This is a genomic window from Acidimicrobiales bacterium (assembly GCA_036399815.1).
Taxonomy (GTDB): Bacteria; Actinomycetota; Acidimicrobiia; order Acidimicrobiales; family DASWMK01; genus DASWMK01.
In genome coordinates, this window is sequence record DASWMK010000034.1 from 1 (window position 1) to 5719 (window position 5719).

Genomic DNA, 5719 nt, shown 5'->3' on the forward strand with positions numbered 1-5719 from the left:
GGGGTGGGGCACGAGCGGTACACCAGCCGGGCCGCCGCCACGGGCGTGCGGCCGGTCGACGAGCTCGCCCGACGCCTGTTCGACACCGGCGAGGTCGACGCCGTCCACGCCAACGGGAACGTCGTCACGGTGGACCTCCGCAAGGGCGCCCACCCCGAGGCGATGGTGGACGTGATCCGCGACCTGTTCCTCTACTACCGAGAGGGGGTGCGGCCTCCCGCCGACGAGGAGCTCGTGGCCCCCACCGAGTGACGACCGCGACCACATCCGACGCCGAGCCCAACCCGTCCGACTCCGACCCGTCCGCCGGCCCCGCCGCCGCTACGGCGGCGGCCGGCTCGGCTGCGGCCGGCTCGGATGCGGCCGCCCCCGGGGCCGCTGGTGGCGCTCCGGCTGCGGCCGGGACCGATGCGGCCGGCCCCGGCGCCACAGGCGGCGGCGCCGTCGCGCATGACCGACGCCGCGGCGACGGGGCCGTCGCCCCCGGGTCGCCGCCGCCCGCCAGCGACGCGGGCGTCACCACGGTCGCCCCGGTGAGCCAGCGGTCGGGGTCGACGGCGTGGGACGCCGTGCTCGACCGCCTCGACGACGCCGCCGCCCTCGCCCACCTCGACCCCGACGTCCACCGCCTGCTGCGGCGGCCCCGGCGCGTGCTCGAGGTGTCGGTCCCCGTGCGGATGGACAACGGGTCCGTCGAGGTGTTCCAGGGCTGGCGGGTCCACCACGACACGACCCGGGGCCCCGCGAAGGGTGGGATCCGGTTCCACCCGACCGTCGACGCTGCCGAGATCACCGCGCTGGCCGCCGACATGACGTTCAAGACGGCGATCGCCGGGCTCCCGTTCGGCGGCGGAAAGGGCGGGGTGCGCTGCGACCCGACCCGCCTGTCGCTCTCCGAGCTCGAGCGCCTCACCCGCCGGTACACCTACGAGGTCATGCCCCTGCTCGGGCCGGACAAGGACGTCCCGGCGCCGGACGTCAACACCGACGGGCGGGTCATGGCCTGGCTGATGGACACCCTGTCGATGAGCCTCGGCGTCCACCTGCCCGGGTCGGTCACCGGCAAGCCGACGGCCATCGGCGGCACGCGCACCCATGCCGGCGCGACGTCGGCCGGCGTCGTCGTGTGCACGAGGGCGGCGTTCGCCGAGCTCGGGATGCCCCTCGCGGGCAGCCGGGTCGTCATCCAGGGGTTCGGCAAGGTGGGCGGGCCGCTCGCCTTCCTGCTCCACTCGGCCGGCATGCGGGTCGTGGGCGTGAGCGACGTCGGCGGGGCCGTGTTCAACGCCGGCGGCATCGACGTCCCCGGGCTCGCCGAGCACGCCCAGGCGACCGGCTCGGTGGCCGGGTTCGCGGGCGCCGAGGTGCTCGACCCCGACGACCTGTTCCGCACCGAGTGCGAGCTGCTCGTGCCGGCCGCGCTCGGCGGCGTGATCGACGCGGGGGTCGCCGAGGGCATCGAGGCGAAGCTGATCGTCGAGGCCGCCAACGGCCCGACGCTGCCCGACGCCGACGCCGTCCTCGACCGCAAGGGCATCGTCGTCGTGCCGGACATCCTGGCCAACGCCGGTGGGGTGACGGCCTCGTACTTCGAGTGGGCGCAGAGCCGGCAGGGCTACGCCTGGGACGAGGAGCTCGTCGCCGAGCGCCTCCGGCACACGATGGACGAGGCGTTCACGTCGGTGTGGGCCCGGGCGGAAATGCTCGGCGTGTCGCTGCGCCGTGCGGCGTTCGTCGTCGCCGTCGAGCGGGTGGCCGAGGCGATCGCCGCTCGCGGCCTGTTCCCGTAAGGGGTCGCCGGGACGCCCGGCAGCGGCCCGGCCGCGACGGGCACGCCGCACGTCCGCCAAGCCGCACCGTCGTGCGTCGCCTGGCGACGGCGCGCCGTGCGTCACCCGACCGCGCGGGTCGGCAGTGCCCGGGTCCCTGCTCGCCGTGTCGTCAACGCCAGGCGGCGCAACGGCGGCATCGCAGACGGCGGCGCGCGAGCGCGGCATCGCCGGGTGCGGGCGGCCGACCCCGGCATCGCCGGCGAGCGCGCGCGAGCGCGGCACCGCCGGTGAGCGCGCGCGACGCGGCGTCGTCGGCGCCCGACGGCGCGACGCGGCATCGCCGGTGAGGGCGCGCGACGCGACATCGCCGGTGGCGGTGCGCGACGCGGCATTGTCGGCGACGGCCCGCACCGGCAGGCGCGGACGCCCGCGTTGCCGCGCAGCGGTGCAGCCGTGAGCGCCGTCCGCCCTCGGGCAGCGGCGCCGGCTCGCGTCGCCGACGGGATGCGGGGGCGAGCGTTCGCATCGCAGGTTCGTTGTGCGCTGGATCGACCGCGCTGTGACTCCGCGTGCGTCATGCTGTCTGGTCATGGCTCGGTTCAAGGTCGGCGTCCAGCTCCACCCCCAGCACACGTCGATCGACGACCTCCGCGCCGCGTGGCGAGCGGCCGATGAGCTGGGTGTGGACTCGATCTGGACCTGGGACCACTTCTTCCCGCTCTACGGCCCGCCCGACGGCGCCCACTTCGAGGGGTGGTCGCTGCTCGCCGCCATGGCGGTCGACACGAGCAGGGCGATGCTCGGGATGCTCGTCACCTGCAACTCCTACCGGAACCCCGAGCTCCTCGCCGACATGGCCCGCACCTGCGACCACCTGAGCGGCGGCCGGATGTACCTCGGCATCGGCGCCGGCTGGTTCGAGCGCGACTACGCCGAGTACGGCTACGAGTTCGGCGACGCGCCCGGCCGGCTGCGGGCCCTGGGCGCGGCCCTGCCCCGCATCCGCTCACGGCTGGCGGCGCTGAACCCCCCGCCGATCGGTGAGCTGCCGATCCTGATCGGGGGCGGTGGCGAGCGCGTGACCCTGCGCCTCGTCGCCGAGCATGCCGACGCATGGAACACGTTCGGGCCACCCGAGAAGTTCGCCCACAAGTCGGCGGTCCTCGACGAATGGTGCGAGCGGATCGGCCGCGACCCGTCGAGCATCGAGCGCACGGTGGAGATCCGGGTGCCGGAGGACTTCGACCACCTCGACGAGTACCTCGACGCCAAGGCCAGCCACCTGCTGATCGGGCTGGGGCATCCCTTCGACCTGTCGGACGTCGAGCGTTTGCTCGCGGCGGCCCAGGGCTAGGTCGGCGAGTCCCGGGCGGGGGCGGAGCGATGGGAACGGGCGGGACGGCGCCCGGACGAGACGAGGCCTCGACTGGCGCGCGGCCGGCTGGCCGAGCGCTCCGTGGGCTCGGAGGCGCGGCCGCCCCCGCAGGTCTGGCAGAGCGTCGCTCGGCGACCCGTTCCCGAGGGCCATCGTCGCCGCCGTCTCGTCGCCGGCCGAGCCTTCGGTCGTCCTCCGCCGTACGGGCCCGCCGCCAGGAGGACGGCACGGCGCGTCGTCGCCGATCCTCGCCCCGTCCGACTCGTTCCGGGCAGCGCTCGCTGGGGTTTGATTTCCTGCTGAAAGGGGTCCACGAGATGGAGGGCGGATGCCCGCACGCGTCGAGCTGAGGTTGCAGGAGGCCGCCGAGCGGCTCGGCGTGCACTACATGACGGCGTACCGCTACGTCCGTCTCGGCCTCCTGCCCGCCCGGAAGGACGGCGCGGAGTGGCGGGTCCGCTTGGCCGACCTCGAGGCCTTCCGGGGGCACCCGAAGCCCGCCGGCCGGGCGCGCCGCGCACCGTGGGCGGAGCGCTTCGAGTCCCGCCTCCTTGCCGGCGACGCCGCGTCGGCCTGGTCGGTCGTCGAGTCCGCCCTCGCCGGCGGCGCCGACCTGGCGGAGGTGTACCTGGGCGTGATGACCCCGGCCCTGGTCTGCATCGGCGAGCGGTGGGCGTCGGGCGAGATCGACGTCGCCGCGGAGCACCGGGCGTCCGTGATCGTCGACGGGATCATCGGGCGGCTCGCCCCCCGGTTCTCGCGACGGGGTCGGACGAGGGGGACGGTGGTCATCGGCGCGGTGGCCGGCGAGCGCCACTCGATCCCGGTGGCGTTCGTGGCGGACGTGGTGCGCGTGGCGGGGTTCGCCGTCGTCAACCTCGGCGCCGACGTGCCGACGGCGTCCTTCGCCGTCGCCGCGAGCGAGTCGGACCGCCTGGTGGCCGTCGGCGTGAGCTCGACGATCGGCGGTCGCGACCGGGCGCTCACGAGCACGATCCGGGCGGTCCGACGAGCGGTGCGGGTGCCGGTGGTCGTCGGGGGCGCGGGCGTGGCCGACGACGACCACGCCCGGCGGCTCGGCGCGGACGGTTGGGCCCCGGACGCCCGCGGTGCCGTCGCGCTCCTCGAGCAGCTGCTCGCCCGGGACGGCGACGGCAGCCACTGACGACGGGCCCGCCGGGCGCCGCCAGCCGGCGGCGAGACGTCGCACCACACCGAACCGGCAGGCGAGGAGCGACGCGAGGAGGCCGGCGAGGCGAGCGACGACGTCGCCGAGTCGACGCCCGGTCCGCACGATCGCGATGCTGGTGCCCGGCGACGACGTCGCCTGGCGACCGTGCCGAGCGAGCCACTCGCCCTTGACCGCACCGAACATGTGTTCGATAGTAGCACCGTGGCACGAGCGGAGCGGGCACCGGGGGCGATGGCTGCGTTGCGGCGAGCCGCCGACGTGGCGCGGCCGGTCGCCCTCGCCGGCGAGCACGTCTTGCCCGTCCTTCCGGCGATCGGCGAGCTCCTGCCCGACGGTGGCCTCCGCCGTGGCACCGTCGTCGCGGTGGGGGCGTCGCCCACCCGGGCCCAGGCCTGGCCGGCGTCGTCCCGCGGCGGCCATGCGCCGCCCCGACCGTCGCCCGACCGGGGCCGGCGGTGGCACCCCGCGGCGGGTCCCCGCTCCGAACCCGACACTTCGGTCGACGCCGGCGGCGGCGCCACCGCGCTGGCGCTCGCGCTGGTGGCCGGCGCCTCGGCGGCGGGGTCGTGGACGGCGGTCGTCGGCGCGCCGTCGCTCGGGCTCCTCGCGGCGGCCGAGCTCGGCGTGGCGCTGGAACGGGTCGCCGTGGTGCCCGAGATCGCCCCCGACGCGTGGGCGCCGGTCGTCGCCGCGCTCGTCGACGCCGTGGACGTCGTCGTCGTGCACGTCGACCGCCGCGTCCGGCTGGGCGACGCCCGCCGGCTCGCGGCGCGGGCCAGGGAGCGGGGGTCGGTCCTCGTCCTGCTCCCGACCGTCGGGGCGGCGACGGGTGACGCGTGGCCGGACGGGGCCGACGTCCGCCTCGTGGTGACGGCGGCGAGGTGGGAGGGGATCGCCGGAGGCGCCGGCCACCTCCGCGCCCGCCGGGTCGAGGTCGAGGCTGGCGGGCGGCGCGCCGCCGCTCGCGTGCGGCGGGCGGCGCTCTGGCTGCCCGGCCCGGACGGCGCCGTCGCCGCCGTCGAGTCGCTCGCCGAGCCGGTGCCGATCCTCCCCGGGGCCCGGCAGGTCGGGTAGGCGGTGACGCTGGTGGCCCAGGTGGCGGAGGACGTGGTGGCGTCGGTGCGCACGCTCGTCGCGTGGTGCCCCGACTGGCCGGTCGTGGCCGCCGGCCACGGGCCCGGCGACCCGGTCGCCGTCGTGCACGCCAACCGGGTCGTGGCCTGCTCGCCGGCGGCGAGGAGCGAGGGGGTGCGGCTCGGGCTGCGGCGGCGGGAGGCGCAGGCCCGCTGCCCGCAGCTGATCGCGGTGGCCGACGATCCGGGCCGGGACGCGCGCGCGTTCGAACCGGTGGTGGCCGCGGTCGAGGAGGTCGCGGTCGGA

The 5719-nt window shown here is 76.8% G+C and carries 6 protein-coding genes; all 6 read left to right on the forward strand.

Going from position 1 to position 5719, the window contains the following annotated elements:
- Window positions 1-252 (forward strand): hypothetical protein (locus tag VGB14_02150; protein HEX9991709.1); only part of this gene is annotated, 252 nt, incomplete at its 5' end.
- 281 nt (window positions 253-533) lie between these two features.
- The gene (locus VGB14_02155) at window positions 534-1790 is read left to right on the forward strand and encodes a Glu/Leu/Phe/Val dehydrogenase (GenBank protein HEX9991710.1); all 1257 of its coding nucleotides are present in this window, start codon (window positions 534-536) and stop codon (window positions 1788-1790) included.
- Window positions 1791-2361: 571 nt separating this feature from the next.
- Entirely contained in the window at window positions 2362-3126 is a 765-nt protein-coding gene (locus VGB14_02160) for an LLM class F420-dependent oxidoreductase (protein ID HEX9991711.1), read from the forward strand.
- A gap of 349 nt (window positions 3127-3475) precedes the next feature.
- The gene (locus VGB14_02165) at window positions 3476-4312 is read left to right on the forward strand and encodes a cobalamin-dependent protein (protein HEX9991712.1); all 837 of its coding nucleotides are present in this window, start codon (window positions 3476-3478) and stop codon (window positions 4310-4312) included.
- Window positions 4313-4597: 285 nt separating this feature from the next.
- Window positions 4598-5413, forward strand: a complete 816-nt coding sequence (locus tag VGB14_02170; GenBank protein HEX9991713.1) for a hypothetical protein — start codon at window positions 4598-4600, stop codon at window positions 5411-5413.
- Between the two features lie 3 nt (window positions 5414-5416).
- A partial coding sequence (locus tag VGB14_02175) for a hypothetical protein (protein HEX9991714.1) occupies window positions 5417-5719 on the forward strand: 303 nt, incomplete at its 3' end.